This window comes from Stenotrophomonas sp. YJH_SMC_17 (assembly GCF_059371655.1).
In genome coordinates this window covers 258,371-284,437 of the sequence record NZ_JCAFUU010000001.1, presented here as the reverse complement: position 1 = coordinate 284,437, position 26,067 = coordinate 258,371, and the positions used below count along the sequence as shown (strand labels likewise).

The following is a 26,067-nucleotide window of genomic DNA, read 5'->3' as shown; positions in this document are numbered from 1 at the left end:
GGCACTCACTCGTGGTTGCGGGATTTCTTGGAGGTTCGTTTCGGCGTCTTGATCGTGGCGCCGTCGAGCAGCTTGCGGATCGGCGCCGGAAGGCCCAGCGCGGGCAGTTCGTCGGCAGCCACCCAGCGCAGCGTGGGTTCTTCCACGCGCAGGCCGTGTACCTGCCGCGACAGTACCTGCAGATGCAGCTTGTAGTGGCTGAAGGTGTGCTGCAGCACCGGCAGTTCGTCGGCATCTTCCAGCGAGCCGTCCACATGTGTGTCGAACCAGTCCTGCAGGTCGCTTCCCGTCTCGGCCTGCGGCAGCGTCCACAGCTGCGCCCAGATGCCGGTATCCGGCCGCTTCTGCAGCAGCACGCGCTGCTGGGCGTCGCGCAGCAGCAGGGCGACCGCGACGCGTTCGGGCAGGGTCTTGCTGGGCTTGGGCGTCGGCAACTCAGCGGTGCGGCCTTCGCGGCGTGCCACGCAGTCGTCCTGCAGCGGGCAGATCACGCATGCCGGCTTGGCCCGACTGCAGACGGTGGCGCCCAGGTCCATCTGCGCCTGGGTGTAATCGGCCATGCGTCCGGCCGGAACCTGTGCCACGTGCGCCTCGGCGATGGCCCACAACTGCTTCTCGATGGCCGGCAGGCCGGGGAAGCCGTCGATGCCGTGGTAACGGCTCAGCACGCGCTTGACGTTGCCATCGAGGATCGCGAGCGGGTCGTTCCAGGCTTGGCTGAGGATCGCACCGGCGGTGCTGCGGCCGATGCCGGGCAGGGCGTGCAGCGCCTCGAAATCACGCGGCAGGTCGCCCTCGTGCAGTTCGACGCAGCGCTTGGCTGCCGCGTGCAGGTTGCGGGCGCGAGCGTAGTAGCCAAGCCCGGCCCACTGCGCCATCACCGCGTCGTTGCTGGCAGCGGCAAGGTCGGGCAGGGTCGGGAAGTGCTGCAGGAACCGCTGGAAATACGGAATGACCGTGGCCACCTGGGTCTGCTGCAGCATGATCTCCGACAGCCAGACCCGGTAGGGGCTGCGGGGGTGCTGCCAGGGGAGGTCGTGGCGGCCGTGGTCGTCGAACCAGTGCAGCAGGCGGGCGACGAAGCCGTCGTGCTGGGCAGTGTCGGCGCTGGCGTGCGGCTGGCGGGGCATCGGTGTTCCAGAGAGGCAGCCAGCCGTGGGTTCACCCTCGTAGCGCCACCCCAGGGGTGGCTGCACCAGAGTGCGGTGGCTGCACGGTATATCAGGCACCCAGCGCTTCAGGCAGCAGGGCGTCGACGAAGGCTTCCGGATCGAACACGCGCAGGTCTTCCGGGCGCTCGCCGATGCCGGCAAAGCGGATCGGAATGCCGAACTCGCGGGCCAGCGCGAACACCACGCCGCCCTTGGCAGTGCCGTCCAGCTTGGTCACCACCAGGCCGGTCACGTTCACCGCAGCATTGAACTGGCGCAGCTGCGACAGCGCGTTCTGGCCGGTGGTGCCGTCGATCACCATCAGCACTTCATGCGGCGCGGTGGGGTCGATCTTGCCGAGCACGCGGCGGATCTTGCCCAGTTCGTTCATCAGGCCGGACTGGGTGTGCAGGCGGCCGGCGGTATCGGCAATCAGCACGGAGGTACCGCGGGCCTTGCCTGCCTGCAGCGCGTCGAACGCCACCGAAGCGGCATCGGCGTTCTGACCCTGGGCGACCACGGCCACGCCATTGCGCTCGCCCCAGGCCTGCAGCTGGGCCACGGCCGCGGCACGGAAGGTATCGCCGGCGGCCAGCATCAGGCTGTGGCCATCATCCTTGAAGCGCTTGGCCAGCTTGCCGATGGTGGTCGTCTTGCCGACGCCGTTGACGCCGACGGTGAGCACCACGAAGGGCTTGGCATTGCGGTCGATCACCAGCGGCTTGGCCACCGGCTGCAGGATCGCGATCAGCTCGGCGCGCAGCGCGGCCAGCAGCGCATTGGCATCGGCGAACTCGCGCGACTTCATGCGCCTGCGCAGGCCTTCGACCAGGTCGGTGGTGGCGCCGACGCCGACGTCAGCGGTGATCAGTGCGGTTTCCAGCTCGTCCAGCAGGTCGTCGTCGAGCTTGGGGTTGCGCGAGAACAGGCCGCCGAAGCTGCGCGCGATGACACTGTTGCGCAGGCGTTCGCGCCAGCCGGGCTTGCCGGCCGGAGCGGGCACGGCGTCGACCGACGCGGCGGCGGGCAGGTCGTCGGCGACCGGGGCCGGGGCGGACTCAGGTACCGGTGCGGGTTCGATGGCCGCAGGCGCGATGGGAGCAACGTCGATCGGCGCCGGAGCTGCCGGAACCGGTGCGGCTGGAGCCGGAATCACCGGTGTGGGCGCGACAGCGACCGGAACGACGGCTGCGGGGGGCGGCTCGACCGGTGCAGGCTCGGCCGGTACGGCTACAGGAGCCGGCTGCTTGTCCTCGACCGGCGCGGCCGACGGAAACGCCGCCGCCAGCTCTTCAGCCGAGTAGTGCTGGGTCTTGGGTGCCTCCGCTGCGGGGGCATCCTGGGGCTTCTTGCGGCGGAAAAAACTGAGCATTGGCAAAAGGCGCTGAAATCAGAGGGATATGCTACCACTCGGGCCTGTCGGGCCGATGTGGACTCAAGGTCGCGGCCCATCGGCCGTTAACCGGTCCGGAGGGCTGCGCAGTGCGGCCCGGAGACCGCCATGAACAACGTGATGGGAACGGCACGCAGTGGCATGCGTGCAGCCCAGCAGGGCGTGCAGCTGGCCGCGCACAACGTGGCCAATCTGGCGACCCCGGATGCCCAGCGCCTGCAGCTGCAGCGTAGTGCGGTGGAGCAGGGCGGAGTGCAGGCCTCGGTGACCCCTGCCGGCGCCGATGTCAGTGCACCGCTGGGAGATCTGCTGGCAGCGAAAGCCGAAGTGGTGGCCTTCGCCGCCAATGCCACGGTGATCCGCCGCCAGGACCAGATGCTGGGCTCGCTGCTGGATCGCGAAGCCTGAGCCCCCTCGGCAGGCGCCAACCGCCGCCCCTGGTGGGTGCCAACCCTGGCTGGCATGCTTGACCTGCCCTGGTAGGTGCCAACCTTGGTTGGCACGCTTTTGGGGCGCCAACCAAGGTGGGCCTCTACCAAGGCACCGCCGGGCCATGCCCGGCGACCACCGCCTCGATCAGGCCGACAGCTCCAGCAGCAGTTTGTTCAGGCGCGCCACGTAGGCGCCCGGGTCCTTCAGGCTGTCACCGGCGGCCAGCGCGGCCTGGTCGAACAGCACCCGGCCCAGATCGTCGAAACGTGCGCCATCGCCTTCGGCATCCAGCTTGGCGATCAGCGGGTGGCCCGGGTTGATCTCCAGCACCGGCTTGCTGTCGGGCACCTTCTGCCCGCTGGCCTCCAGGATCTGCCGCATCTGCAGGCCCAGGTCCTGTTCGCCAATGGCCAGCACCGCCGGCGAATCGGTCAGGCGGTGCGACACGCGCACCTCGGCCACGTCATCGCCCAGCACCGTCTTCAGGCGCTCCACCAGGGCCTGCTTGTCCTTGGCGGCGGCTTCCTGTTCCTGCTTGTCCGCTTCGGTCTCCAGCGCGCCCAGGTCGAGGTCGCCACGGGCGATGTCAACGAAGCCCTTGCCGTCGAAATCGGTCAGGTAGCCCATCAGCCACTCGTCGATGCGGTCGGTCAGCAGTAGCACTTCCACGCCCTTCTTGCGGAACACTTCCAGGTGCGGGCTGTTGCGCACCTGGCTGTAGCTCTCGCCGGTCAGGTAATAGATCTTGTCCTGGCCTTCGGCCATGCGGCCGATGTAGTCGGCCAGCGACACGGTCTGCGCATCGGCGTCGCCACGGGTGGAGGCGAAGCGCAGCAGGCCGGCCACCTTCTCGCGGTTGTTGTAGTCCTCGGCCGGGCCTTCCTTCAGCACCTGGCCGAATTCCTTCCAGAACGTGGCGTACTGCTCGGGCTTGTCGGTGGCCAGCTTCTCCAGCATGTCCAGCGAGCGCTTGGTCAGCGCGGCCTTCATCGAGTCGATGACCGGACCGGACTGCAGGATCTCGCGCGAGACGTTCAGCGACAGGTCGTTGGAATCAACCACGCCCTTGATGAAGCGCAGGTACAGCGGCAGGAACTGCTCGGCCTGGTCCATTACGAACACGCGCTGCACGTAAAGCTTGAGGCCCTTGGGCGCGTCGCGGTGGTACAGGTCGAACGGCGCGCGGCCGGGCACGTACAGCAGCGAGGTGTACTCCAGCTTGCCTTCGACCTTGTTGTGGCTCCACGCCAGCGGGTCGCTGTGGTCGTGCGCGACGTGCTTGTAGAACTCGGTGTACTCGGCGTCACTGATCTCGGTGCGCGGGCGGGTCCAGAGCGCGCTGGCGCGGTTGACGGTTTCCCATTCGACAGCAGCGCCTTCTTCGCCGCCTTCCTTCGGCATCTGGATCGGCAGGCCGATGTGGTCCGAGTACTTCTTCAGGATGCTGCGCAGGCGCCAGCCATCGGCGAAGTCATGCTCGCCTTCCTTCAGGTGCAGCACGATGCGGGTGCCGCGCTCGGCCTTGTCGACGGTGGCTACCTCGAAATCGCCTTCGCCGCGCGAGGTCCAGCGCACGCCTTCGCCGGCAGCCAGGCCGGCGCGGCGCGAGGTCACTTCCACTTCGTCGGCAACGATGAAGGCGCTGTAGAAGCCGACGCCGAACTGGCCGATCAGCTGCGAATCCTTCTTCTGGTCGCCGGACAGCTGGCGCAGGAAGTCGCCGGTACCGGACTTTGCAATCGTGCCGAGGTGGGCGATGGCTTCGGCGCGGCTCATGCCGATGCCGTTGTCTTCGATGGTGATGGTGTGGGCGGCGGGATCGAAGCTGACGCGCACGCGCAGTTCGCTGTCGCCTTCCAGCAGGGCCGGCTGGGTCAGGGCCTCGAAGCGCAGCTTGTCGGCGGCGTCGGCAGCGTTGGAGACCAGCTCGCGGAGGAAGATCTCCTTGTTGGAGTACAGCGAGTGGATCATCAGCTGCAGCAGCTGCTTGACTTCGGTCTGGAAGCCAAGGGTTTCGGTCTGGGTGGTCTCGGTCATCGATTAAGGCTCCATGTGCAATGCCGCGCCAGCGCGTGCGGCCTCGCCAAGGGGTAGGGATGATTGTCCCGAAATCAAGGGGGGTGTTCTGGCAGGGCGGCGCCCTGCACCCACAGAGGCCAGGGCAACGGCAACGGCCGAAGCAACAGCAACAGCCGAAGCAACAGCAACAGCTGGCGTTCCTTGGGATGGCGGGGCGGTGCGGGTTGGCAGGACACGCCGTGAACCCGTCCCTGGGGGCTCGATGGCGCCATCCATGGCGCCAACGGTCCTGCCAACCCACACCGCCCCGCCTCTGACGGGTTCACTCGGCGGTTGGTAGGTGTCGACCTTGGTCGACACATCTGTCAGATATCGAAATAAAACTGGCCTGTATGTCGAGCATCGGATCGCGTCTGGGGCGGAGCCCCCTGAGTCAGGGGGCGGCCGCGAAGCGGCGGGGGGGGGGGAAGCTGGTAAGTGGGGCCCGCGTTTCGCGCAGCGAAGCGTGGGAGCGACAGCGCGCATGCGTTGGCGCGTCCCCGGGCGCCGCCCGGACGACTACAATCCCGCTCATGCTGAAATTCTCGAATACCTCCCGCCGGGGGCGCCGGTGAGCGGCCGTGGGGGCACTGACGGCCAGGTCCGCATCATCGGCGGGCGCTGGCGCAATACCCGCTTGCCTGTGCCGACCCTGCCGGGGCTTCGGCCCAGCAGCGACCGCGTGCGCGAGACCCTGTTCAACTGGCTGATGCCCAAGCTGGGCGGTGCACGGGTGCTGGACCTGTTCGCAGGCAGTGGCGCGCTGGGCCTGGAAGCGGTGTCGCGCGGTGCCGCCCACGCCACCCTGGTCGAGCGTGATGCTCAGCTGGGCCGCAATCTGACCGCTGCCGTAGCCAAGCTGCAGGCCAGCGACCAGATCACCGTGGTGCAGGCCGATGCCCTGCGCTGGCTGCAGGGCGCGCCGGCGCAGCAGGCCGACCTGGTCTTCATTGACCCGCCGTTCGCCGATGGCCTGTGGCAGGACGTGCTGGCGCAGCTGCCCCGGCACCTGGCTGCCGACGCCTGGCTGTACCTGGAGTCGCCGGCCGGTCACGCGCCGGCGCTGCCGCCGGACTGGCTGCTGCACCGCGAGGGCGGTACCCGCGAGGTGCGCTTTGCCCTGTACCGCCGTGCCACTGCTACACTTTGACCTCATCTGAACATCTGCATCCGCCCATGACCGTGGCCAACCGCCGCATTGCCGTCTACCCCGGCACGTTCGACCCGATCACCAATGGTCATATCGACCTGGTCAGCCGGGCCGCGCCGCTGTTTGAAAAGGTCGTGGTGGGCGTGGCGCAGAGCCCGTCCAAGGGCCCGGCGCTGCCGCTGGAACAGCGCGTGCAGCTGGCGCGTGGCGCACTCGGCCACCACAGCAACGTCGAGGTCATCGGCTTCGACACTCTGCTGGCGCATTTCGTGCGCTCGGTCCAGGGCGGGGTGCTGCTGCGCGGCCTGCGCGCGGTGTCCGACTTCGAGTACGAGTTCCAGATGGCCAGCATGAACCGTCACCTGATCCCCGAGGTCGAGACCCTGTTCCTGACCCCGGCCGAGCAGCACAGCTTCATTTCGTCCTCGCTGGTCCGCGAGATCGCGCGCCTGGGCGGCGACGTGTCCGGCTTCGTGCCGGCCGCGGTGCTCGAAGCCCTGCGCAAGGTCCGCGAAGCGAAGGCGGCACAGTCCTAAGCCCTGCTGTACCCGCACCCCATTACGTACAACACCACGCACCATTCCGGGAGGAAACCCATGAACACCACCATGCGCGCGATGATGATCGCTTCGTTGGCCCTGGCCTTCACCGCCTGCAAGAAGGAAGAGGCCGCTCCGGTCGACGAGGCCAAGCAGGCCCTGGTCGCCCCGTCCAAGGATGACGATGCAGGCTGGAAGAAGTACCTGCAGGAAGTGGCCATCCAGAACATGGGCAACATCACAAACAGCCCGTTCCTGTACTACCTCTCGCCGGAATCGGACCCGGACTTCCAGGCCAAGTACGAGCGCCAGACCGAGAGCGCGACCCAGGCCGTGGCCCGTGGCGTGCAGCCGGGCAACATGCTGGCCTTCGGTTCGTCGGCCTCGGGCAAGATGGCTGACATGATCCAGACCGTCTTCAAGGACGTGTCGCCGGATTCGATGAAGGGCGTGCGCGTCGTATTCATCGGCCAGTCGGCCGACAACGCCCGCGTGCAGGCAGCCGTGCAGCCGACCGGCGCCGAGTACATTTTCGTCGAAGCCAAGTAAGACCGAGCCGTGGCGGCCACGCTGCGGCGTGGCCCGGGCGGCATCCTGCAGGGGTGCCGCTGATGACCTGACCGTTCCGCGCGCCCGCGCGGGGCGGTCCTTGTCCCAAGGCGCGGGCGAGGAGTATCGCCATGTCGCTGAAAATCAATGAGCTCTGCGTCAACTGTGACGTCTGCGAGCCGGCCTGCCCGAACCAGGCCATTTCGATGGGTGAAACCATCTACGTGATCGACCCTGCGCGCTGTACCGAATGCGTGGGTCATTTCGACGAACCGCAGTGCGTGGTCGTCTGCCCGGTCGAATGCATCGACCCGGACCCGGAGATCGTGGAAACGGAAGACCAGCTGCTGGCCAAGCTGCGCCAGTTGCAGCACGATCACCCCGAACTCTACGCGGAGCCCCCATCCGAATGAAGACGCTGATCGTCCGCCCCCTGTTGCTGCTCGGCCTGCTGCTGAGCCCGATGGTCTGGGCCGACAGCCCGGCCCGTGCCGAGCGCCCCGATGGCGCGGCCATTGCCAGTGGCCATGCGCTGGCCACCCAGGCCGGCATCGACATCCTGGCGCAGGGCGGCAATGCCTTCGATGCCGCGGTGGCGGTGTCGTCCACGCTGGCGGTGGTCGAGCCGATCAGCTCCGGCCTGGGCGGCGGGGGCTTCTTCCTGCTGCATGACGCGGCCACCGGCAAGGACGTGATGCTGGACGCGCGCGAGACCGCGCCGGCCGCCGCCACGCCGCAGGCCTTTCTCGACAAGCAGGGCAACCTGGACCGCGACCGCTCGGTAAACGGGGCCTGGTCGGCCGGTATTCCGGGCCTGCCCGCAGCGCTGGTCGAGCTGTCGGCCAAGCACGGCAAGCTGCCGCTGTCTGCATCGCTGCAGCCGGCGATCCGCATCGCGCGCGAAGGCTTCCCGGTGTACGACCGCATGGCCAAGGGCTATGCGTCGCGCCGCGAAGTGATGGAACGCTATCCCGGCACCCGTGAGGTCTACCTGCGCAACGGCAAGCCGATCGCCACCGGTGACCTGTTCAAGCAGCCGGAACTGGCGCAGACGCTGGAACGCCTGGCGATGGGTGGCTTCGATGGCTTCTACAAGGGCCAGACCGGAAAGCTGCTGTTGGCCGGCGTGAAGCAGGCGGGCGGCAAGTGGACCGCTGAAGAGCTGGCCGGCTACCGGGTGAAGCAGCGCGAGCCGATCGTCTTCAACTACAACGGCTGGAAGATCACCACCGCGCCGCCGCCGTCGTCCGGTGGCATCGCGCTGGCCAGCATGCTGCAGATCCTGGAAGGCTGGGACATCAAGCAGATGGACCCGGCACACCGCACCCACCTGGTGGTGGAATCGATGCGCCGCGCCTACCGCGACCGCACCTTCTTCCTCGGCGATCCGGACTTCGTGCAGATCCCGCAGAAGGTGCTGACCAGCAAGGACTACGCGCAGGGCCTGCGCGCTACCATCCATCCGGAGAAGGCCACGCCCAGCGACCTGCTGTCGGGCAACCCGACGCCGCTGGAAGACGACGAGACCACGCACTTCTCGATCATCGACCGCGATGGCAACCGCGTCGGCGCCACCCAGACCGTCAACCTGCTGTACGGCTCGGGGCTTATTCCGAAGGGCACCGGCGTGCTGCTGAACAACGAGATGGACGACTTCGCGCTGAAGCCGGGCACGCCCAATGCGTTCGGCGTGATGGGCTACGAGGCCAATGCGCCGAAGCCGGGCAAACGCATGCTCAGCTCGATGACGCCCACCTTCATGGAAAACAGCGACAAGGTGATCGTGCTGGGCACCCCGGGTGGCAGCCGCATCATCACCATGGTGTTGCTGGGCATCCTCGGTTACGACGCCGGCCTGGATGCGCAGCAGGTTGCCGCGCTGCCGCGTTACCACCACCAGTGGCTGCCGGACCTGATCGAAGCCGAGGACGATGCGTTCGACGCGGCGACGGTGAAGCAGCTGCAGGCGATGGGCCACAAGATCGACCTGCCGGGCAATGTCGCCGCGGGCGGCCGCGGTTCCAGCCACGTCTGGGGCAACCTGCAGACGGTGGAATGGGACCGCAAGGCCAATAGGCTGTTCGGCGGCAGCGACCCGCGCAATCCGGTGGGCAGCGCCCAGGTCGTTCCGGCCCGCTGATGCGGTAGTACCGGCCGTTGGCCGGCTATGTGGCAGATCACCAGGACCCCGCCACGGCGGGGTTTTCCGTTTGCCTTCTAGCGATTATTTAACGGTCCGGCGCCGATAATCCACGCATGAAACTCTGGTCTATTCGTGGAAACTCGCAGCGCCTTGATGGCGGCGCGATGTTCGGGAACGCGCCGCGCGCGTTGTGGGAAAAATGGGCGGCACCGGACGAGCTCAATCGCATCGAGCTGGCTTGCCGCGCACTGCTTGCCAGTCCGCTGGAAGGCAAGACGGTGCTGTTCGAAACCGGTATCGGGGCGTTTTTCGACCCGCGCATGCGCGAGCGTTACGGCGTGCAGGAAAGCCAGCACGTGCTGATCGATTCTCTGCGCGAGGCCGGCTTCGAGCACGAGGATATCGACGTGGTGGTGCTCAGCCACCTGCACTTCGACCATGCCGGTGGCCTGTTGGCGGCGTGGAGCGAAGGGCGTCAGCCGGAGCTGCTGTTCCCCAACGCGACCTACGTGGTGGGTGCGCAGCATTGGCAACGCGCCATGCAGCCGCATCCGCGCGACCGGGCCAGCTTCATTCCGGAGCTGCCTGGCCTGCTGCAGGCCAGCGGCCGCCTGGAAGTGGTGGACGGCGAGTGTTCCAAAGCCCTGGGCCGCAGCGTGCGCTTCAGCTACAGCGATGGGCATACGCCGGGGCTGATGCTGGCCGAGATCGTCGGCCACGCGCACGCCGGCGAGGTTGCGCACGGTGGGGTGGTGTTCTGTGCGGACCTGATTCCCGGTCGCTCATGGGTGCACGTGCCGATCACCATGGGCTACGACCGCAACGCCGAACTGCTGATCGACGAGAAGCGGCAGTTCCTCGAAGACAAGCTGGCGCGCAACGTACATCTGTTCTTCACCCACGACCCGCAGGTGGCGCTGGCGCAGCTGGGCCGCGATGACAAAGGCCGTTTCGTGACCCTGCACGAGCAGGGCGAACTGAAGGCGTGCGCGCTGGGGTGAGGGGTGTCGTCGGCAGGGCTTGCAGCCCCGCCTCTGACGGTTGGCTGCGATCTGTCGGGGTCGGATCCCGTTGCTGCGCAACGGGCTCTGACCCCATTTGATTGATCTGGACGAGCGATGCTACGAGGCCTTCAGGCAGCTGCTCATGAAGGTTTTGCGCGCATCACCGGCCAGCTTCTTGGCACCCGCGTCAGCGTTGCACTTGCGCATGCGTTCCTGCTGCGCATTGGCCGGCTTGGCTTCGGCGGCGTGGCCACTGAGGCAGGAACTCTGCGCGGTCTTGTAGGCGTCACCCTTCAGGCCCTTGTTCTTTGCCGAGCAGTCGGCCATGCGCTGCTGCTGCGGCGTGGTGGCATTGGCGGCCAAGGGCAGGCTGACCAGCAGGACAGCGGCCAGCAGGAATGAAGCTTTCATCGGGGACACTCCAAGCGGTGGCGGGTGCGCGGAGCATTGGCCTGCTGGCAGCAAGGCCACGTGAAGATTGCTGCCCCGGCCGCCGCAGCCGGCCTGTAGTACAGCGCTTGGGGTAGCGCCTGGGGTCAGATCCCTTTCGGCACGAAAGGGCTCTGACCCCGGTTCGCCGGATCAACCGACGCGGGTACCGAAGATGCGATCGCCGGCATCGCCCAGGCCCGGCAGGATGTAGCCCTTGTCGTTGAGCTGGGCATCGATGGCCGCGGTGTAGATCTCCACGTCCGGGTGCACGGCCTTGACCGCCTCGATGCCTTCCGGCGCGGCCACCAGGAAGATGCCCTTGATGCGGCGGGCACCGGCACGCTTGAGCATGTCGATGGTGGCGATCAGGGTGCCGCCGGTGGCAAGCATCGGGTCCAGGATCAACGCATCGCGCTCTTCCAGTCGGCCGGTCAGGCGCTCGAAGTAGGGCACCGGCTGCAGGGTTTCCTCATCGCGCTGCAGGCCGACCACGCTGACCCGGGCGGCCGGGATCAGCGACAGCACGCCGCTGAGCATGCCCAGGCCAGCGCGCAGGATCGGCACCACGGTGATCTTGGCACCCGCGATGCGCTGCACGGTGACCGGACCGGCCCAACCGGGCAGGGTGTGCGGTTCGGTGTCCAGGTCGGCGGTGGCCTCATAGGCCAGCAGGGTGCCCAGCTCGTTGGCCAGTTCGCGGAAATCCTTGGTGCTGAGCGCGGCGTTGCGCATCAGGCCGATCTTGTGCTGCACCAGCGGGTGGCGCACTTCGACGATCTTCATGGTCGGGAAGGGGAAGAAGGAGAGAGGCCGCCATTTTGCCGGATTGGCCGCCCAACCCCAAACCAGCGCCGGAGGTGGCCTGCATGAAATGTGCAGATCGGTGTCACGGCCATGCAACCTTGCGGACATACCGTGCAGACCCATTCTTAACAGGAATGGGGATTCCCAGTGCATATCAAGACTCCGTTGGCCGTTGCCATCAGCCTGACCCTGGCGATGGGGGCTGCGGCACCGCTGCAGGCCGCCGGGCAGCAGGCGGTCGCCGCCACCGGCGCGGTGGCCACCGATGCGGTCGACCTGGACCGCATCGAAGTGCGCGCCCAGCTCGAATCGCAGATCCGTGCGGTGGACCTCAAGCGCAGCAGCGACGCGATCGAGGACGCGGTGTCCTCCGATGCCCTGGGCCAGTACCCGGACAAGAACGTGGCCGAATCGCTGCAGCGCCTGCCGGGCATCAGCGTCACCCGCGACCAGGGCGAGGGCCGCTTCGTGGTCATTCGTGGCCTGGATGCCAATCTCAACAGTGTAAGCGTGGATGGCATCGCCGTGGGCACGCCGGAGGATTCCAGTCGCGCCGCCCCGCTGGACGTCATCCCGTCCGATTCCACCGAGCGCCTGCGCGTGGTCAAGTCGCCCACGCCGGACATGCCCGGCGATGCCATCGGCGGCGCCGTGCTGGTGGAATCGGCTTCGGCCTTTGACCGCGACGGCCGCAGCCTGCGCGGCAAGATCGAAGGCAGCCACCAGCAGCTGTCCGGCGAGACCAGTCCGAAGGCGGCCTTCAACTACAGCGAAGTGTTCAACGACACCTTCGGCGTGGCGCTGGGCGTGAACTATCAGAAGCGCAAGTTCGAGTCGGACAACACCGAAGTGGAGTACGACGGCGAGGATGACGCCGCACCTGGCGACGTCACCGCGATCAACCTGCAGCACCGCAAGTATGAGATCGAGCGCAAGCGCATCGGCGCCAACCTCAACCTCGACTGGCGCCCGAACGAAGACAGCAGGTACTACCTGCGCACGCTGTACAGCCAGTTCGACGATGCCGAAACCCGCCAGCGTGTGATCTTCAACTTCGACGACGCCAAGATGGTCAAGACCGGTACCGATCAGTACCGCCTGGACGGCATGCCTAAGGATTCGATCGACAAGCGCATGCGCTATCGCACCAAGAAGGAGAACACCTTCGCGGCCAGCCTGGGCGGTGAGAACACGCTGACCAACGCGGTGGTCGACTACAAGGTGGGCTACACCCGCACCGAGGAGCGGGTGAATGACGAGATGGAAGCGCGCTTCAAGCTCAACGGCAAGGCCTTCAATGGCACGCTTGACCAGAGCAGCCGCCTGCCCAGCTACAGTTTCGACAATCCGCAGTGGCTGGACAACAGCAACTATGCCTTCGACCGCTTCGTGCTCTCGCCCAAGCAGGTGAATGACAAGGAACACAGCGCGCAGGTCAACGTGCGTTTCGACGGCGACAGCGGCAGCATCAAGATCGGCCTGCTGGGCCGCTGGCGCGACCGCGACGTCAACGTCGACGAGAACGAACTGCGCGTCGGCCCCAAGGTCGCTCTGTCGAGCTGGAGCACCTCCTCGCCCGAACACCGCCACGGCACCTTGGGCGACGGCATGGACTCGGCGGCGATGCGCGCGTTCCGGGCGGCCAATGGCAGCCAGTACAGCGCCCGCCCCCAGGACATTGGCGGCAACGCGATGACCTCGCTGGAAGAAGACTACGTGGCCAGCGAGGACATCTTCGCCAGCTACGCGATGGGCACCTGGGACATCGGTGCACTGCGCATCATCGGCGGCGTGCGCGTGGAGAACACCCAGTTCAAGGCGACCGGGAACCAGGTGGACGCGGCGGCCAACGGCCGCAGCTTCACCGTCACCCCGCGCGTGGCCAACAGCAGCTACACCAACGTGCTGCCGGGCCTGCAACTGCGCTACGACGCCGCAGACGATTGGGTGCTGCGTGCCTCGGCCAACAAGACCGTATCTCGCCCCTCGTTCGGTGACATTTCACCGCGCGTGGGCTACAGCCGGGGTGACGAGGAAGTGCGTCTGGGCAATCCGGAACTGGACCCGTACGAATCGAAGAACATCGACCTGTCGGTGGAGAAGTACATCGGCACCAGCGGCATCGTCTCGCTGGGCCTGTTCCACAAGTCGATCGACGGCTACATCGTGGAAACCGTGCGCACCAATGATCCGGCCTATGGCGGTTTCGACGTGACCCAGCCGATCAACGGCCGCAAGGCCACCGTGCGTGGTGCCGAGTTCAACTGGCAGCAGCAGCTGGCCTTCCTGCCTTCCGGCCTGGATGGACTGCTGGTCGGTGCCAGCGGCACCTGGCTGGACACCACGTTCGATGCCGGCATCAAGGACCGCTCAGGCGAGGACTTCACCCTGCCGCGTGCCTCCAAGCACGTCTACAGTGCCCATATCGGCTATGAGAAGTACGGTCTGAGTACGCGGCTGGCGGCGGTATACCGCAGCGAGTACCTGGACAGCATCGGCAAGGGCCGCGCCTTCGACATCTACGTTGCGCCGAATACCCAGCTCGACTTCTCGCTGGACTACAAGTTCACCCCGCGCGTGAGCATGTACCTGGAAGCACAGAACCTGCTGGACAAGCCGCTTGAGCTGTACCAGGGCACGCGCTCGCGCACCCTGCAGATGGAAGAGTATGGCCGTACCTACGCGCTGGGCCTGAAGGTGGCACTGTGACGGGGCGTCGCATCACCGTCATGGCCGCGGCGCTGGCGGCTGCCCTGCTGGCGGGCTGCACGCCGGCCGCCGGCATTGATCCGGCCGCGGCCACGACCACGGCGAAGGCCACCGCCGGTCGCACGGTCGTTACCATCGCCGAGGCGTTTCTTTCGCCGATGACGCCAGCGGACAACATTGATTCGCCGGCCGCCTGGCGTGCACCCGACGGAAAGCTGTGGCTGATCGCCACTGCCAAGGCCACCGACAAGCTGGTGGTCTACGACGGCAGCACCGGCCAGCACCTGCGCGACGTCGGCAGCAGCGGCACCGCGCCAGGGCAGTTCGACCGCCCAAACGGCATCGCGGTGACCGACGATCTGCTGTGGGTCGTGGAGCGCGACAATCACCGCGTACAGGTGCTGGGCCTGCCGGACTTCACCCCGCTGGCGACCTTCGCTGCGGACGACCTGCGCAAGCCGTACGGGCTGTGGGTCGACCGCCGTGCCGATGGCTACAGCGTCTACGTCACCGACTCCTGGGACAACGGCGAGGATGCACAGGGCCGTGACATCCTGCCGCCGCTGGCGGAGCTGGACAAGCGCGTGCGCCAGTACCAGGTGACCCGCGACGGTGCGAAGGTCGAAGCGAAACGTGTGGCCAGCATTGGTGACACCAGTGAGGCGGGTGCCCTGCGCGTGGTCGAATCGATCTGGGGCGACCCCGAGAACGACCGCCTGCTGATCGCTGAGGAGGACGAGAGCTACGCCAGCGAGTTCAAGGTCTACACGCTGGCGGGGCGTTTCACCGGCACCACCTTCGGGCGTGATGTGTTCAAGGCACAGGCCGAAGGCGTGACCCTGCGCACCTGTGGCAAGGACGGCTGGTGGATCACCACCGAACAGGGCAAGCAGCGCAGCGTGTTCCACCTGTTCGATCGCCATACCCTGAAGCCGGTGGGCGCATTCCAGGGCAATACCGTGGCCAACACCGACGGCATCTGGATGATGCAGCAACCCAGCGCACGCTTCCCGCACGGTGCGCTGTACGCGGTGCACGACGACCAGGGCGTGGTGGCGTTTGACTGGGAAAGCATCGCCAAGCAGCTGGCGCTGCCGCTGGAGTGTGGCGCATGAGCCGGCCTTGCGTGATGTACACGCTGGTGTTGGGCCTGCTGTTGGCCGTGCCGTCGCTGTCGTTCGCCGCGGCTGAACCGAACACCCAGGTTCCTGCGGGCAGCCGCCATTACGCGGCAACCACGGTGCCTGACCGCATCGTGGCTTCGCCTGCAGCCGATCCCAGCCACGGTTTCGCCGTGGCATGGCGCACCGATGGCAGCGTGCAGGCGCCGCTGCTGGAGATTGCCATCGCCGGTGATTCACCGGCCATCGAAGGCATCCGGCAGGCGCGTGCCACGACACGCGCGCTGCAGACCGAGAACGGGCTGTCGCACCACCACCGCGCCGACATCGGCGGCCTGCAACCGGATACCCAGTACGTCTATCGCGTGCAGGGCAATGGCAGCTGGAGCGCCTGGAACCAGCTGCGCACGCTGGCCGCCGCCGACCAGCCGCTGACCCTGCTGTACTTCGGCGACACCCAGAACAAGAACGTCAGCCATGTCAGCCGGGTAGTGCGTGCCGCGCTGAAGGCTGCACCGCAGGCGCGGATGAGCCTGTTTGCCGGCGATCTGGTCAGCGGCGGCGACAACATGGATGACAGCGAGTGGGGCGAGTGGTTTGCTGCGACCAGCTGGCTGGCGCAGGAAACGCTGGTGGCGCCTGCGATCGGCAACCACGAGTACTTCGAGGAGTTCGAGGACACGCCGCAGGAGCGCCGCGTGCTGGGCAAGCATTGGCCGGTCACGTTCGCGCTGCCGGGCAATGGCGCCAGCGCCGCACAGCAGACCAGCTACTGGTTCGATGCGCAGGGCGTGCGCGTGGCGGTGGTCGATGGCACGTCGGCACTCGATCTGGGCACCGCCAAGGCACAGGCACAATGGCTGGACAAGGTGCTGACCGGCAATCCGCAGCCATGGACCCTCGTGCTGCTGCACCAGCCGTTCTATTCGCCGCGCGAAGGACGCGAGAACGCTGCGCTGCGCGACGTGCTGCTGCCGGTGGTGCGCCGCCACAACGTCGATCTGGTGCTGCAGGGCCACGATCACACCTACGGTCGCCGTGGCGAAGGGCAGGCCGCGCCGCCACAGTACGTGGTGACCGTGGCGGGGCCAAAGCAGTACCGTCTCTCTGACGAGGCACGAAAGACGATGGATCCGGTGGCCGAGGATACCCAGTTGTTCCAGGTGCTGCACATCGACCCACAGCACCTGCGCTATGAGGCGCGTACCGTGACCGGTCGTCTCTACGATGCCTTCGAGCTGCGTCGCGATGCCAAGGGGGGCAAGCAGCGCACGGAGCTGACTGAAGGCCGCATTACGCCACGCGACTGCCCGCGCGCACAGACCGCCAAGGGTCGTACCGACCGCTGCTGGGAATGAGGAGATGCCGATGACCACGCCCCACCGCATCCTGCCGTTCGCCGCCATCGGCGCTGCCCTGCTGTTGCTGGCCAGTACGGTGACCGCTGCCGATTCCGTGCTGCATCCCTTCCTGGCGGCGCAGCCGAAGCAGGCACCGCAGGAAGTGAATCTGGCGGTGGAGATTCCGGCAGGGAGCTTCACCAAGTACGAAATCAAGGAAGACGGCCTGATGCATGTGGATCGTTTCCAGTCGATGCCGGTCGCCTATCCGGCCAACTACGGTTCGATGCCGCGCACGTTGGCGGGCGACAACGATCCGCTGGACGCCCTGGTGCTGACCCGCGAACCCCTGCATCCGGGCGTGATCGTGCGCTTCCGGCCAATCGGCTACCTGAAGATGATCGACGGCGGTGAGCACGACGAGAAGATCATCGGCGTGCCGACCGACAAGGTGGATCCGACCTACGCCAACATCCGCGATCTGAAGGATCTGCCGGAGATCGAACGGCAGCGCATCGAAGCGTTCTTCCGGGTCTACAAGGACCTGCCGGCCGGGCGCAACCCGGTGCAGCTCAACGGATGGGGCAACGCTGCCGAGGCGCGGGCGCTGATCAGCGAGGCGATGCAGCGCTTCGAAAAGTAGAACCAGGCCCTGCGTGGATTCACCCCATCAGCGATTGAATGAAGCTCTCAGCGTCCAGGCGGTTGCCCAGCACCTGCGCAACCGCCTGCAACGCCGCTTCCCTCATGCACGGCGCGGATGCCGCCATCGTCGTCATCGTTGTAGAGGTCGTCACCCGCATCCAGATACACGGTGCCGGCGGCCACCAGCGCGGCCACCAGAATCGGCACGTCGGCGGCGATCTCGCCGGCATCCAGCAGGCCGGCACCGTGATGGCTGAACAGCACACGGCCGTCATCCAGGTCGAGGATGAACGGATCGGCGCCGCGATCGGCAATCACCAGCCAGTTCGATGGCCAGTTGTCGATCGGCTCGCCGCTGACGCCATGCCAGCGATAGCCGGCCTGGTGACCCCACAGACGCCGCAGCGGCGGTATCCAGACATCGAGGCCCGGAAGGGTGATGCCGGCATTGCCCACCTTCGCATTGATCTCATGACCCAGCGGTCCCACCTGCGCGTAGAACCGCGCCAGTACAGGCGGCAGCGGGAAAGGACCCTGCCAGTCACCCTCGTGCTGGGCCCGTAGCAGGCCGAAGCGGGCGAATGGGGCATGCAGATCATCCATGTCAGGGTCCAGCGAGGGGGCGGCCCGGCAGCCTAGCAGAGGGTGTCTGCGTGCAGCGCCTTCACCACCGCTGGCTATCATGTCCGCCTTCAACAACAAAGGCGGTGTCTGTGTCGGTAGCGTTGGTATGGTTCCGCTGTGATCTGCGGCTGCAGGACAATCCGGCCCTGCAGGCCGCGCTGGATGCAGGGCACGACGTAGTGCCGGTCTACATCCATGCGCCGCACGAAGAAGGCGAGTGGGCGCCGGGCGCGGCCTCCGATGCGTGGCGCCATCGTTCCCTGGCCGCGTTGGATGCGGGTCTGCGCGCGCGCGGTTCCTCGCTGGTGCTGCGCAGCGGTGACAGCCTGCCGACGCTGCAGGCCCTGATCGAGCAGACCGGCGCCGAAGCCGTGTACTGGAACCGCAAGTACGAGCCTGCGACCCAGCCACGCGATGCCACCATCAAGCGCACGCTGCGTGAGCAGGGCATCGACGCGCAGAGCTGCAATGGCAGCCTGTTGTTCGAGCCCTGGGATATCGCCACCCAGCAGGGACAGCCGTACAAGGTATTCACCCCGTACTGGCGCAACGTACTCAGCCATTGGCGTTTGCCAGCATTGCAGGCCGCGCCGGAGACGCTGCCGGCACATTCGGTCGACAGCCTCGTACTGGATGATCTCCAGCTGGCACCGACGCTGGACTGGGACACCGGCTTCTGGGAGCACTGGCAGCCGGGCGAAACCGGTGCGCTGGAGGCGCTGTCGGTATTCAAGGACGGCGCGCTGCGCGGCTACCGCGAACAGCGTGACCTCCCGGACCGTGTCGGCACCTCGCGGCTGTCGCCGCACCTGCATTTCGGCGAAATCGCACCCTGGCGCATCGCCCGTGCGCTGGAGGGCTTACGCAACGCCGGCACCGACGCCGACATCGATGGCTACCTGCGCCAACTGGGCTGGCGCGACTTTGCCTACCACCTGCTGCATCACTTCCCGAAGACGCCGACCGACAACCTCAACCCGCGCTTTGACCGCTTTCCGTGGGCAGACCCCAGTGCCACGCAGCTGCACGACTGGCAGCGCGGGAACACCGGTGTGCCGATCGTCGATGCCGGTCTGCGCGAGCTGTGGCACACCGGCTACATGCACAACCGGGTGCGGATGATCGTTGCCAGCTACCTGTGCAAGCACCTGCGTGCGCACTGGCTGCACGGCGCGCGCTGGTTCTGGGACACCCTGGTCGATGCCGACCTGGCCAACAACACGATGGGCTGGCAGTGGGTGGCAGGGACCGGCGCAGATGCCGCACCCTACTTCCGCGTCTTCAACCCGGTCACCCAGGCCGAGAAGTTCGATCCGCAGGCCCGTTACATCAGCCGTTGGGTACCCGAGCTGGCGGCGCTGCCGGTGAAGGCACGCTTTGCGCCCTGGCAGCATCCGCTGCTGCTGGCCGCACACGCACCGGACTATCCGCGCACGCCGCTGGTGGATCTGGCTGCGGGCCGCGACGCCGCGCTGGCGGCTTACCGCCAGTCGGGGGCGGGGGTAAAGGGCGACCTGAGCGATCCGGTCAGTTAGCTGAACGCGGGCCTGTCATCGGGCGGGATCATCATCCCGACATCGCATTTGCCTGTTTATTCTCTTTGCGCCCGCAAGCCGTCGGCCCGACCGGAAACCAAGGAGAACCCCATGATCCGCAACACCACCCGCAACGTCGCACTGGCCCTGATGAGTGCGGCCGTCCTGTCGGCCTGCGCCACCGGCGGCTCCTATGTGCAGAGTGACCAGTACGGCAACCCGACCGAGCAGCAGAACCGCACCGGCCGCAATGCGCTGATCGGTACCGCCATCGGCGTGGCCGCCGGCCTGCTCACCGGCGACAGCGCCACCGAGCGCCGCCAGCACGCGCTGATCGGCGCAGGTATCGGCGCGCTCAGCGGCGCCGCCGTCGGCCAGTACCAGGATCGCCAGGAACGCGCCCTGCGTGAGCGCACTGCCAATACCGGCATCGATGTGCAGCGCCAGGGCGACAACATCATGCTGAACCTGCCGGACGGCATCACCTTCGACTTCGGCAAGGCGACCCTGAAGCCGCAGTTCTACGGCTCGCTCAATGGCGTCGCCGGTACGCTGCGTGAGTACAACCAGACCATGATCGAAGTGGTCGGCCACACCGACAGCATCGGCAGCGACGCTGTGAACAACCGACTGTCGAAGGAACGCGCCGACTCGGTCGCCCAGTACCTGATCGGCCAGGGCGTGCAGAGCGTGCGTATCGAAACCCTGGGCGCCGGCAAGGCGTATCCGATTGCCGACAACAGCACCGACGCCGGCCGTGCAAAGAACCGCCGCGTCGAGATCCGCGTGATTCCGCTGAAGCAGTAACGCGCAGCGTTACAGTTCCGGCGTAGCCGGAACGAAAATGCCGCCCTTGCAGGCGGCATTTTTGCAGGTGCCGAGCGTGCTCGGCACGCCGATAGCGTTCCCGTTCGCGGCTTGTGCGAACGGCGCCGGCCAAGGTCGGCATCTACCGGAAGCCAGTCATAGCCGGACCGAAAATGCCGCCCTTGCAGGCGGCATTTTTGTAGGTGCCGAGCTTGCCCGGCACGCCGATGGCTCGACTCTACGCGTCCTTTCCCCACCTCACACCGTCGCGGTAGGTCGCACTACGATCTCATTCACATCCACATCGGCCGGTTGCTCGATGGCGAACCGCACCGCGCGTCCAATCGCATCCGGCTGCAGCGCGATGGCGCGGTAGCCGACCATCAGCTCGGCTGCAGCAGGATCGGTGATGCTGTCCGCCAACTCGCTCTCGACCACGCCAGGATGGATGCAGGTCACCCGCAACTCGCGGTGCTCCTGGCGAAGGCCCTCGGAGATCGCACGCACCGCATATTTTGTCGCGCAGTACACCGCTGCAGTGGGCGATACGCTCAGTGCGCCAACCGAGGCGATGTTGATGATCTGGCCACCACGCTGCGCGATCATCCCGGGCAGCACGGCGGCAATGCCGTAGAGCACGCCGCGGATGTTGACGTCGATCATCCGGTCCCATTCCTCCACTTTCAGCGACGCCATCCGGGACAAGGGCATCACGCCGGCATTGTTGACGATCACATCGATTGAACCGAAGTGCTGCCGCGCGGCCTCGGCGAACGCCTCGACCTGCGTCCGCTGGGTTACGTCGAGCGCGTGGACCTGCACCTCGGCACCTTGTTGGCGCAGTTCGTCGGCAAGTGCGTGCAGGCGATCCACTCGGCGGGCACCGAGTACCAGGCGCGCACCTGGTCGGGCGAGGGCGCGGGCGATGCCGGCGCCGATGCCGCTGGAGGCACCGGTGATCAGGATGGTTCGGGAAAGGCTCATGGCAGTGTCTCTGAAGGAGTGGGGAGTGCCGGGGCGTGCCCGGTGCAACCACGGTAGACGCCGCACCTTGTCGCGATAAGATGGCTACTGCTGATCACCTTGTTCAGAGTTGCTAAACAATGCCGATCGACCTCAATGCCCTGGCGGTCTTCCAGCGGGTGGCGGATTGCGCCAGCTTCACGGGTGCGGCCCAGCAACTGGGGGTGACCCGCTCGGCGGTCAGCCAGACCATCGCCAAGCTGGAACAGTCGCTGGGTGTTGCCCTGGTGCAGCGCACGACGCGCAGCGTCAGCCTCACTGACGCCGGGCAGTCCCTGCTGGTTTCGGTCAGCCCTGCGCTGGCGGAGCTGGGCGATGCGCTGGAGGCCAGCGTGCGCCGCCAGGCCGCCGTCTCCGGGCAATTGCGGCTTGCGGTGTCCTCCATCGCCGAGGCGTTCCTGGCGGGCCCGTTGCTGGCCACGTTCGCGGCACGTTATCCGGCGCTGCAGGTGGACATCACGGTGACCGACGACGTGTTCGACATCGTCGGCGCAGGCTTCGACGCCGGGGTGCGTCTGGGCGAGGTCATTGCCCAGGACATGGTCGCGGTTCCGGTGTCGGCGCGGCAACGCCAGCTTGTGGTGTGCTCGCCGGACTATCGCGACGCGCACGTGCTGCCGACCCATCCGCGTGAGCTGGCCGCCCATCGCTGCATCGGCTGGCGCAGCGCGCCGGGCAGGGCGCCTTATCGCTGGGAGTTCGAGGAGCGCGGCCGGGAGTTCAGTGTCGATGTGCAGCCGGAAATCACCAGCAACGACATGGGCGTAATGCTCAGGTTGGCGTTGGCCGGGGCGGGGCTGGCCATCGGCATGGAAGAAACCTGGCGCCCTTGGCTGCAGCGCGGCGAACTGGTGTCCGTGCTGGATGCGTTCTGCCCGCGGTTCGCAGGCTTCTTCCTGTACTACCCCAGCCGTCGCCAATCCGAGCCGAAACTGCGCGCGCTGGTCGAACACGTGCTTGCACAGCGGCCGGGGTAGTTCCACGCCATGCGTGGATACCCTCGGTCATGCCGCCGAAGCGGCCACCTTCTCCAGGATGCGCTTGCCGCTGCTTTCCAGTGCCGCGTCTTCCTGCGCCTTCTGCTGCTGTGCCAGCTTCGCGCCCGGGCATTGGGCCAGCATGTAGTTGGCGTCGAAGTTGAGCTTCTCGACCAGGAAGTCGACGAACGCACGCACCTTCGGCGAGACCAGGCGGCCACCGGCGAACACGGCGTTGAAGTCCACTTCCGGGCCGGTCCAGCCGGCCAGTACGCGGCGCACCATGCCCGACTCGACGAACGGCTTGGCCATCACGTCGCCGGTCAGCAGCAGGCCTTCGCCACACACCAGCGCGCCATTCAACGCAGACATGTCGTTGGCCGTCATCAGCGGGGTGACCGGGAAGTCGCGCAGTTCGCCGCCGTTCTCGCCCAGCTGCCAGGTGAAGCGCGGGGAGTTGCCGGTGTGGTACGGCTTGCGCATGGCCAGGATGCGATGGAACTGCAGCTCTTCCGGATGCAGCGGCTCGCCATAGCGTTCGATGTAGGCCGGGCTGGCGAACACCTGCGTGCGCAGGCTGCCGAGCTTGCGCGCGACCAGGTTGGAATCGGGCAGGGCACCCACGCGCAGTGCAAGATCCGCTTCACCTGCAATCAGGTCCAGCTTCTCGTTGCCCATGTGCATGTCCAGGCGGATCTCTGGATACTGCGCATGGAACTGGCCCAGCAGCGGGGCGATCCAGGTGATGCCGATCGAGTAGGGCACGGTGAAGCGCAGCCAGCCGCGCGGGCCGGACTGCAACTGGCTCACCGCGCTCTCGGCTTCTTCTAGCTCGCGGGCGATGCGCTGGCAATGCTCGTGATAGATCGAACCGGCCTCGGTCAGGCCGAGGCGTCGCGTGGTCCGGTGCAGCAGTCGCGCGCCCAGGCGCGTTTCCAGCTCCTGCACTTTGCGGCTGACCGTGGTCTTGGGCAGGCCGAGCGATTTGGCAGCGGCAATGAAGCTGCCTTGCTCGACCACCTTGACGAAGATCAGCGTCTCGTTGAGATCGTGGGACATGGTCGGGGGTCCTGGACGTCGGGGATGGGACAATCGTGACAGAACGATTGGACCGGGTGCGGGATGATTATTCCCCTTAATCAGGACTAATCAAGTAAAGGTTTGAGGTCTATCGTGGCGCCATTCGCTAATTGGAGCCCGTCCCCCATGAGCCTGCGCAACATTCTTGCCCGACTCCGGAACGCCGGCCAGAACACCCTGGACCTGGCGATGACCGTCGAAGCCCGTCCGAGTTCCTTGGTGCACAAGGACTTTCGTGAGTTTACCGCCCCCATGCGTCAGCAGCGTGGCGGCGCGATCCGCCTGGCCCCGCACAAGGGCGACCGCCTGCGTCGAATCGGGACTATCCCGGATTTGGGAGGAAATGTCCCGTGAATGGGATACTGACGCCCGAAGTCCTGGTTCTCGGTGGCACCGGTGCGGTCGGCCAGGGCGTGGTCGGCGCATTGCTGGAGGCCGGCAGCCCTGTGCTTGTGGTTGGCCGCGACCCGGGCCGGCTGGCGGCACTGCACGAGCAGTTTGCCGATGAGCCGGGCCTGGAGACGGTGCTGGGTTCGCTCAGCGACGATGGATCGGCGCGCGCGCTGGCCGAACGCATCGCGCAGCGCCCGCGACCGCTGGCGGCGGTGATCGCCGCGATGGGCGGCCCGTACCGCCGCGGCCGGGTGACCGATCGCAACGGTGATGAACTGATGGGCGCGATGCAGGCCGATCTGATGCCGCACGTACACGCGGTGCGTCACCTGCTGCCGCTGCTGCAGGACAACGTGCACGCGCGCCGCTACGTGATGATCGGCAGCCCGGCCAACGCCAAGCCATGGGCGGGCTACGGCGAAACCTCGATCACCACCGCTGCACTGCGCATGTATGCGCAGGTGGTGCACCAGGAAGCGCAGGCGCTGGGCGTGCGCGCGCAGATGCTGGAAGTGTGCAGCCCGGTGTGCACGCCGGCCAACGCCGCCAACGCCTGCATCGAGTGGCCCAGCTCGCTGCTGGTCGGCCGCCGCGTGGTCTCACTGCTGGATGGTTGCCGTGACAACCGCGCCATCGTCCGGTGTGACAGCAGCGATGCCGAATTGCCGCGCGGCCTGCTGCACCTTGAAGTCCCCCCTTTGTGGCGCGATACCGCAGGCGTCGCTTGACCTCGACCAAGGTTGAGGTCGCAGTATGCGGCGCCGATTTTTGCAACACGTTCTCATATAGCTGTACCACCCCTCCGTACGGATGCATGCCATGACTTCCCCCAATACCACCCCACATCGTTTCGGCCATCGCATCGCGATGGTCGGCGTGTCGATCCTCGCCGCGGCCGTGCTGGCGGCCTGCAGCGGCGGCCATGCCGAAGAAGCCGGTGCACCACCTCCGCCGCAGGTCAGCGCAGCGCCGGTGCTGGTCAAGCAGGTCAGCCAGTGGGACGAATTCAGCGGCCGCGTCGAAGCGGTACAGAGCGTTGAACTGCGTCCGCGCGTGTCCGGCTACATCGACAAGGTCAACTACGTCGAAGGCCAGGAAGTGAAGAAGGGCGAAGTGCTCTTCACCATCGACGCGCGCAGCTACCAGGCCGAGTACGATCGCGCTGCGGCCGAGCTGGCCCGGGCACGTACCCAGGCCACGCTGGCCCGCAGCGAGTCCGAGCGTGCCAAGCGGCTGTCCGAGCAGCAGGCGATCTCCACCGAGACCGCCGAGCAGCGTCGTGCCGCCGCCGACCAGTCCGGCGCCGCCGTTCAGGCCGCGCAGGCGGCGCTGGATGCGGCCCGCCTCAACCTGGAGTTCACCAAGGTGCGTGCACCGATCGACGGCCGTGCCGGCCGCGCGATGGTCACCGCCGGCAACCTGGTCACCGCCGGCGACAGCGCCAGCGTGCTGACCACGCTGGTCTCGCTGGATACCGTGTTCGTCTACTTCGATGCCGACGAAAGCACCTTCCTGCGCTATGCCCAGATGGCACGCAAGGGTGAGCGCCCGAGCGAGCGTGACAGCGAACTGCCGGTGAAGGTCGGCCTGTCCGGTGAAGAAGGCTACCCGCACGCGGGCAAGGTCGACTTCCTCGACAACCAGGTTGCCCGCAGCACTGGCACCATCCGCGTCCGCGCACTGCTGGACAACGCCGACCGCCAGTTCACGCCGGGCCTGTTCGCCCGCGTGCAGCTGCTCGGCAGCGGCCAGTTCCAGGCCCTGCTGATCGACGACAAGGCGGTGCTGACCGACCAGGACCGCAAGTACGTCTACGTGGTCGACAAGGATGGCAAGGCCCAGCGCCGCGACATCCAGCTCGGCCGCACCGCCGACGGCCTGCGTATCGTCGAGCACGGCCTGGCCGCCGGTGACAAGGTGATCATCGACGGCGTGCAGAAGGTCTTCATGCCGGGCATGCCGGTGCAGGCCAAGGCGGTGGTGATGCAGCCACAGCCGGCGCCGGCACCGGGCCGCGATGCCACTGCTGCCCTGAAGCACTGATCCGCCGTCTCCTGATCCGCGTCCCCGCTTAGCTGCCGGCGCCAGCGGCAGCCTTCCCTGCCTTCGTCATCCCGGCGAGGGGCAGGGTGGCTGTTGCCCGCCGTCAGCCTTTCCC

25 protein-coding genes are annotated in these 26,067 nt (G+C 66.9%); 17 read left to right on the top strand and 8 right to left on the bottom strand.

Going from position 1 to position 26,067, the window contains the following annotated elements:
• Window positions 1-5: 5 nt before the first annotated feature.
• Together mutY and ftsY are read right to left on the bottom strand one after the other, a co-directional pair.
• Window positions 6-1,130 (bottom strand): A/G-specific adenine glycosylase, encoded by a 1,125-nt coding sequence (gene mutY, locus AC5P8Z_RS01260; RefSeq protein ID WP_495227855.1) that lies wholly within the window; start codon window positions 1,128-1,130, stop codon window positions 6-8.
• A 91-nt stretch (window positions 1,131-1,221) separates the two neighbouring features.
• On the bottom strand, window positions 1,222-2,523 hold the full coding sequence (gene ftsY, locus AC5P8Z_RS01255; protein ID WP_295565895.1) for a signal recognition particle-docking protein FtsY: 1,302 nt from the start codon (window positions 2,521-2,523) through the stop codon (window positions 1,222-1,224).
• 129 nt (window positions 2,524-2,652) lie between these two features.
• Here ftsY and AC5P8Z_RS01250 point away from each other — a divergent pair, with 129 nt between their 5' ends.
• Window positions 2,653-2,952 carry a hypothetical protein gene (locus tag AC5P8Z_RS01250; RefSeq protein ID WP_286071648.1) on the top strand — a complete coding sequence of 100 codons (300 nt, stop codon included), beginning with the start codon at window positions 2,653-2,655 and terminating at the stop codon, window positions 2,950-2,952.
• A gap of 168 nt (window positions 2,953-3,120) precedes the next feature.
• Here AC5P8Z_RS01250 and htpG read toward each other — a convergent pair whose 3' ends face one another.
• Window positions 3,121-5,013: a molecular chaperone HtpG gene (gene htpG / locus AC5P8Z_RS01245; RefSeq protein ID WP_286071649.1), complete on the bottom strand. Its 1,893-nt coding sequence runs from the start codon at window positions 5,011-5,013 to the stop codon at window positions 3,121-3,123.
• 505 nt (window positions 5,014-5,518) lie between these two features.
• Here htpG and rsmD point away from each other — a divergent pair.
• The 6 genes from rsmD to AC5P8Z_RS01215 all read left to right on the top strand — a co-directional run bounded on the left by rsmD (window position 5,519) and on the right by AC5P8Z_RS01215 (window position 10,416).
• Window positions 5,519-6,184 (top strand): 16S rRNA (guanine(966)-N(2))-methyltransferase RsmD, encoded by a 666-nt coding sequence (gene rsmD, locus AC5P8Z_RS01240; protein ID WP_345783111.1) that lies wholly within the window; start codon window positions 5,519-5,521, stop codon window positions 6,182-6,184.
• 26 nt (window positions 6,185-6,210) lie between these two features.
• Window positions 6,211-6,720 carry a pantetheine-phosphate adenylyltransferase gene (coaD, locus tag AC5P8Z_RS01235; RefSeq protein ID WP_010484372.1) on the top strand — a complete coding sequence of 170 codons (510 nt, stop codon included), beginning with the start codon at window positions 6,211-6,213 and terminating at the stop codon, window positions 6,718-6,720.
• A 60-nt stretch (window positions 6,721-6,780) separates the two neighbouring features.
• Window positions 6,781-7,272, top strand: a complete 492-nt coding sequence (locus tag AC5P8Z_RS01230) for a hypothetical protein (RefSeq protein ID WP_286071651.1) — start codon at window positions 6,781-6,783, stop codon at window positions 7,270-7,272.
• A 131-nt stretch (window positions 7,273-7,403) separates the two neighbouring features.
• Entirely contained in the window at window positions 7,404-7,685 is a 282-nt protein-coding gene (locus AC5P8Z_RS01225; protein WP_010484376.1) for a YfhL family 4Fe-4S dicluster ferredoxin, read from the top strand.
• A complete protein-coding gene (ggt, locus tag AC5P8Z_RS01220; RefSeq protein ID WP_495227854.1) occupies window positions 7,682-9,412 on the top strand; it encodes a gamma-glutamyltransferase in 1,731 nt (576 codons plus the stop codon). The genes AC5P8Z_RS01225 and ggt overlap by 4 nt, the downstream gene beginning before the upstream one ends.
• Before the next feature lie 116 nt (window positions 9,413-9,528).
• Entirely contained in the window at window positions 9,529-10,416 is an 888-nt protein-coding gene (locus AC5P8Z_RS01215) for an MBL fold metallo-hydrolase (RefSeq protein WP_286071652.1), read from the top strand.
• Between the two features lie 120 nt (window positions 10,417-10,536).
• Here the strand turns inward: AC5P8Z_RS01215 and AC5P8Z_RS01210 are convergent, their stop codons facing one another.
• Both AC5P8Z_RS01210 and upp read right to left on the bottom strand, forming a co-directional pair.
• Complete coding sequence (locus tag AC5P8Z_RS01210; RefSeq protein WP_012479780.1) at window positions 10,537-10,830, bottom strand: PsiF family protein; 294 nt, start codon at window positions 10,828-10,830, stop codon at window positions 10,537-10,539.
• 171 nt (window positions 10,831-11,001) lie between these two features.
• Complete coding sequence (upp, locus tag AC5P8Z_RS01205) at window positions 11,002-11,634, bottom strand: uracil phosphoribosyltransferase (protein WP_005409099.1); 633 nt, start codon at window positions 11,632-11,634, stop codon at window positions 11,002-11,004.
• A 216-nt stretch (window positions 11,635-11,850) separates the two neighbouring features.
• Here upp and AC5P8Z_RS01200 point away from each other — a divergent pair, with 216 nt between their 5' ends.
• The 4 genes from AC5P8Z_RS01200 to AC5P8Z_RS01185 are packed head-to-tail and all read left to right on the top strand — an operon-like array spanning window position 11,851 to window position 17,468.
• Complete coding sequence (locus tag AC5P8Z_RS01200) at window positions 11,851-14,364, top strand: TonB-dependent receptor (protein ID WP_495228307.1); 2,514 nt, start codon at window positions 11,851-11,853, stop codon at window positions 14,362-14,364.
• A 20-nt stretch (window positions 14,365-14,384) separates the two neighbouring features.
• Entirely contained in the window at window positions 14,385-15,479 is a 1,095-nt protein-coding gene (locus AC5P8Z_RS01195; RefSeq protein ID WP_286072011.1) for an NHL repeat-containing protein, read from the top strand.
• The gene (locus AC5P8Z_RS01190) at window positions 15,476-16,843 is read left to right on the top strand and encodes a purple acid phosphatase family protein (protein ID WP_495227852.1); all 1,368 of its coding nucleotides are present in this window, start codon (window positions 15,476-15,478) and stop codon (window positions 16,841-16,843) included. Before AC5P8Z_RS01195 ends, AC5P8Z_RS01190 begins: the two co-directional genes overlap by 4 nt.
• A 10-nt stretch (window positions 16,844-16,853) precedes the next feature.
• Window positions 16,854-17,468 carry an inorganic diphosphatase gene (locus AC5P8Z_RS01185; RefSeq protein ID WP_286071654.1) on the top strand — a complete coding sequence of 205 codons (615 nt, stop codon included), beginning with the start codon at window positions 16,854-16,856 and terminating at the stop codon, window positions 17,466-17,468.
• 47 nt (window positions 17,469-17,515) lie between these two features.
• Here AC5P8Z_RS01185 and AC5P8Z_RS01180 read toward each other — a convergent pair whose 3' ends face one another.
• Entirely contained in the window at window positions 17,516-18,073 is a 558-nt protein-coding gene (locus AC5P8Z_RS01180) for a hypothetical protein (RefSeq protein ID WP_495227850.1), read from the bottom strand.
• A 110-nt stretch (window positions 18,074-18,183) separates the two neighbouring features.
• On the opposite strand from AC5P8Z_RS01180, the gene AC5P8Z_RS01175 reads away from it, so the two are divergent.
• Window positions 18,184-19,629 carry a cryptochrome/photolyase family protein gene (locus tag AC5P8Z_RS01175; protein ID WP_286072013.1) on the top strand — a complete coding sequence of 482 codons (1,446 nt, stop codon included), beginning with the start codon at window positions 18,184-18,186 and terminating at the stop codon, window positions 19,627-19,629.
• A 111-nt stretch (window positions 19,630-19,740) separates the two neighbouring features.
• Entirely contained in the window at window positions 19,741-20,436 is a 696-nt protein-coding gene (locus AC5P8Z_RS01170; RefSeq protein ID WP_005416156.1) for a YiaD family glycine zipper/OmpA-like lipoprotein, read from the top strand.
• 258 nt (window positions 20,437-20,694) lie between these two features.
• On the opposite strand, the gene AC5P8Z_RS01165 is transcribed toward AC5P8Z_RS01170, so the two are convergent.
• Window positions 20,695-21,420 (bottom strand): SDR family oxidoreductase, encoded by a 726-nt coding sequence (locus tag AC5P8Z_RS01165; RefSeq protein ID WP_286071656.1) that lies wholly within the window; start codon window positions 21,418-21,420, stop codon window positions 20,695-20,697.
• 119 nt (window positions 21,421-21,539) lie between these two features.
• Here AC5P8Z_RS01165 and AC5P8Z_RS01160 point away from each other — a divergent pair, with 119 nt between their 5' ends.
• Window positions 21,540-22,436 (top strand): LysR family transcriptional regulator, encoded by an 897-nt coding sequence (locus AC5P8Z_RS01160; RefSeq protein ID WP_286071657.1) that lies wholly within the window; start codon window positions 21,540-21,542, stop codon window positions 22,434-22,436.
• 27 nt (window positions 22,437-22,463) lie between these two features.
• On the opposite strand, the gene AC5P8Z_RS01155 is transcribed toward AC5P8Z_RS01160, so the two are convergent.
• Entirely contained in the window at window positions 22,464-23,495 is a 1,032-nt protein-coding gene (locus AC5P8Z_RS01155; RefSeq protein ID WP_005416157.1) for a LysR family transcriptional regulator, read from the bottom strand.
• 147 nt (window positions 23,496-23,642) lie between these two features.
• On the opposite strand from AC5P8Z_RS01155, the gene AC5P8Z_RS01150 reads away from it, so the two are divergent.
• The 3 genes from AC5P8Z_RS01150 to AC5P8Z_RS01140 all read left to right on the top strand — a co-directional run bounded on the left by AC5P8Z_RS01150 (window position 23,643) and on the right by AC5P8Z_RS01140 (window position 25,952).
• Window positions 23,643-23,870, top strand: coding sequence for a hypothetical protein (locus AC5P8Z_RS01150; RefSeq protein ID WP_005409108.1), 228 nt, complete (start codon window positions 23,643-23,645; stop codon window positions 23,868-23,870).
• Window positions 23,867-24,637 (top strand): SDR family NAD(P)-dependent oxidoreductase, encoded by a 771-nt coding sequence (locus AC5P8Z_RS01145; RefSeq protein WP_286071659.1) that lies wholly within the window; start codon window positions 23,867-23,869, stop codon window positions 24,635-24,637. Before AC5P8Z_RS01150 ends, AC5P8Z_RS01145 begins: the two co-directional genes overlap by 4 nt.
• A 91-nt stretch (window positions 24,638-24,728) precedes the next feature.
• Window positions 24,729-25,952 (top strand): efflux RND transporter periplasmic adaptor subunit, encoded by a 1,224-nt coding sequence (locus AC5P8Z_RS01140; protein ID WP_495227847.1) that lies wholly within the window; start codon window positions 24,729-24,731, stop codon window positions 25,950-25,952.
• Window positions 25,953-26,067 lie beyond the last annotated feature (115 nt).

Bases quoted from the DNA above. Each gene is read 5' to 3' on its own strand.
- htpG (WP_286071649.1), bottom strand. From the start codon at position 5,013: ATGACCGAGACCACCCAGACCGAAACCCTTGGCTTCCAGACCGAAGTC.
- upp (WP_005409099.1), bottom strand. From the start codon at position 11,634: ATGAAGATCGTCGAAGTGCGCCACCCGCTGGTGCAGCACAAGATCGGC.
- AC5P8Z_RS01250 (WP_286071648.1), top strand. From the start codon at position 2,653: ATGAACAACGTGATGGGAACGGCACGCAGTGGCATGCGTGCAGCCCAG.
- AC5P8Z_RS01155 (WP_005416157.1), bottom strand. From the start codon at position 23,495: ATGTCCCACGATCTCAACGAGACGCTGATCTTCGTCAAGGTGGTCGAG.
- ggt (WP_495227854.1), top strand. From the start codon at position 7,682: ATGAAGACGCTGATCGTCCGCCCCCTGTTGCTGCTCGGCCTGCTGCTG.
- ftsY (WP_295565895.1), bottom strand. From the start codon at position 2,523: ATGCTCAGTTTTTTCCGCCGCAAGAAGCCCCAGGATGCCCCCGCAGCG.
- AC5P8Z_RS01170 (WP_005416156.1), top strand. From the start codon at position 19,741: ATGATCCGCAACACCACCCGCAACGTCGCACTGGCCCTGATGAGTGCG.
- AC5P8Z_RS01225 (WP_010484376.1), top strand. From the start codon at position 7,404: ATGTCGCTGAAAATCAATGAGCTCTGCGTCAACTGTGACGTCTGCGAG.
- AC5P8Z_RS01140 (WP_495227847.1), top strand. From the start codon at position 24,729: ATGACTTCCCCCAATACCACCCCACATCGTTTCGGCCATCGCATCGCG.
- mutY (WP_495227855.1), bottom strand. From the start codon at position 1,130: ATGCCCCGCCAGCCGCACGCCAGCGCCGACACTGCCCAGCACGACGGC.
- AC5P8Z_RS01180 (WP_495227850.1), bottom strand. From the start codon at position 18,073: ATGGATGATCTGCATGCCCCATTCGCCCGCTTCGGCCTGCTACGGGCC.
- AC5P8Z_RS01210 (WP_012479780.1), bottom strand. From the start codon at position 10,830: ATGAAAGCTTCATTCCTGCTGGCCGCTGTCCTGCTGGTCAGCCTGCCC.
- AC5P8Z_RS01185 (WP_286071654.1), top strand. From the start codon at position 16,854: ATGACCACGCCCCACCGCATCCTGCCGTTCGCCGCCATCGGCGCTGCC.
- AC5P8Z_RS01195 (WP_286072011.1), top strand. From the start codon at position 14,385: ATGGCCGCGGCGCTGGCGGCTGCCCTGCTGGCGGGCTGCACGCCGGCC.
- AC5P8Z_RS01150 (WP_005409108.1), top strand. From the start codon at position 23,643: ATGAGCCTGCGCAACATTCTTGCCCGACTCCGGAACGCCGGCCAGAAC.
- coaD (WP_010484372.1), top strand. From the start codon at position 6,211: ATGACCGTGGCCAACCGCCGCATTGCCGTCTACCCCGGCACGTTCGAC.
- AC5P8Z_RS01160 (WP_286071657.1), top strand. From the start codon at position 21,540: ATGCCGATCGACCTCAATGCCCTGGCGGTCTTCCAGCGGGTGGCGGAT.
- AC5P8Z_RS01200 (WP_495228307.1), top strand. From the start codon at position 11,851: ATGGGGGCTGCGGCACCGCTGCAGGCCGCCGGGCAGCAGGCGGTCGCC.
- rsmD (WP_345783111.1), top strand. From the start codon at position 5,519: ATGCGTTGGCGCGTCCCCGGGCGCCGCCCGGACGACTACAATCCCGCT.
- AC5P8Z_RS01215 (WP_286071652.1), top strand. From the start codon at position 9,529: ATGAAACTCTGGTCTATTCGTGGAAACTCGCAGCGCCTTGATGGCGGC.
- AC5P8Z_RS01230 (WP_286071651.1), top strand. From the start codon at position 6,781: ATGAACACCACCATGCGCGCGATGATGATCGCTTCGTTGGCCCTGGCC.
- AC5P8Z_RS01165 (WP_286071656.1), bottom strand. From the start codon at position 21,420: ATGAGCCTTTCCCGAACCATCCTGATCACCGGTGCCTCCAGCGGCATC.
- AC5P8Z_RS01190 (WP_495227852.1), top strand. From the start codon at position 15,476: ATGAGCCGGCCTTGCGTGATGTACACGCTGGTGTTGGGCCTGCTGTTG.